General features: G+C 42.8%; 2 protein-coding genes and 1 pseudogene. 2 read left to right on the forward strand and 1 reads right to left on the reverse strand.

Translation table 11 applies throughout. The features are described from left to right. On the forward strand, positions 1-633 hold a 633-nt coding region (locus B7Y67_RS17480; protein ID WP_293599719.1), incomplete at its 5' end, for an ATP-binding protein. Positions 634-683: 50 nt separating this feature from the next. Beyond that, positions 684-1232 carry a hypothetical protein gene (locus tag B7Y67_RS17485; RefSeq protein ID WP_293599720.1) on the forward strand — a complete coding sequence of 183 codons (549 nt, stop codon included), beginning with the start codon at positions 684-686 and terminating at the stop codon, positions 1230-1232. Here B7Y67_RS17485 and B7Y67_RS17490 read toward each other — a convergent pair. Continuing rightward, a pseudogene (locus B7Y67_RS17490) lies at positions 1229-1592 on the reverse strand (integrase); the annotation flags it as partial. The gene B7Y67_RS17485 and the pseudogene B7Y67_RS17490 sit on opposite strands and share 4 nt — an antisense overlap.

A 1592-nucleotide genomic window follows, 5' to 3' on the forward strand; every position in this document is an offset into this window, starting at 1 on the left:
GACTACATCAATGATCGGGACTTAAAACCCCTCATCCTTCACGGCGGGGTTGGTACTGGCAAAACTACCATTGCCAATTTATTACCTGATGCCATCGAAGGCAAGAAAGCAGAAGTTACCCGCCTAAAAGCAGTTGAATTTAGCTCGGTCACTGATGTTACTGAAGTCTTTGGGGGTCCACCCATGTTTTACAAGCTATTTACTACCAATGATCAAAAACGTAACTACATCATTTCCAATGAGATTAACTTCACTCCTAAAGCAGCAATAGCTTTTAGAGATGTAATCGATGACATGATCGGTCATACCCAGTTCATCTTTACAACGAACTACATCGACCAAGTGGATATCGCTTTGCGTGATCGTAGTAATTGCTTGGCTGTGCCTCCAGTAACAGCAAAAGACTGGCTTTCCCGAGCACAGTGGATTTTGCAACAAGAAGGTATTGCTCTGCCAGATGATCAATTACTCAAGATTCTCACTACGCAACTGCAAGTGAGCTCCAGCAATAGAAAGCTCTTAGAGCGTCTTGAGGACTTTGTTAGATCTGTTCGTAACCCACCGAATAATCCTGGCGGAATTATTGAGCTGGCACCTACCCCAGAACCCATTAACCCCTTGATGGCTGCTTGACCACCAAACCAGTACTAGCCCTCGCGGCTAGTACTTATAAAGGAATTGATATGCGCTACCCTAGAACAGTCTTTGTTTTTGACGCCCCGGACCATGGCATAGATCAAGAATACTTTCAGAAGATCAGCTCATCTTCACAGAAGATCTATATATGCGGGTATTCAAAACCAATTGGGACAATTGATTCTGAGCTTGATGCCATCAAACTACTAGATGGATATCTCAACTTTACAGGTCCAAATCGCTCCTATATGGTCATCGGCAATCTAAAGCATGTCGAATTTATTGCTACTAGCCTGGCAGATAAGGATTGCTCTATCTACTGGCTCATCAACAAGAATTCAGCTTTATGCATTCGCGCAGCTCTAAGCGCCTTACTTGATCTTCATGAAATGGAAGCCTTATTTAACGAGGCGCTTTACTACTACACCAAATCCAGAGATCGTTATCAAGCATTATCCGATTCCATGCACATATCAAATGACGATTTTCCTCAACTCATTTCAGACATTATTGATGGGCAAAAGCAGATTGAGCTAAGGGCGGATATTGAAAGTCTTTTATGCGAGGAATTACATATCGGGAAGTTTGAGATTTAAGCCAACTTTGCTGCCGCCATCATTGGGGTGAGTTTTGAGTAATGTCGCTCAATCATTAAAGTAGAAGTACCCATTTGCCTAGCTAGGGTGTGTATATCAACCCCTTCAGCTAGAGCAAATGTGGCATAGGTATGGCGCAGACTATACAGACTGCGATTGCGCCCCGCTACATCTTTAAGCAAATTACAGTCTCTTAGTAATCGCTCAAAAGTGCCATTTAGGCTATAAGGTTGGCTGCCATCAGTCATAACAAAGATCTTACGGTTATATCCCGACTCTAACAACCCTGCTAAATCCTCAAACAGCAAACCTTGAAAAGCAATCAATCGGTTAAGAGTTTCAATCACAGCATGTTTGGCT

The organism is Polynucleobacter sp. 35-46-11, from assembly GCF_002281105.1.

Bases quoted from the DNA above. Each gene is read 5' to 3' on its own strand.
- B7Y67_RS17485 (WP_293599720.1), top strand. From the start codon at position 684: ATGCGCTACCCTAGAACAGTCTTTGTTTTTGACGCCCCGGACCATGGC.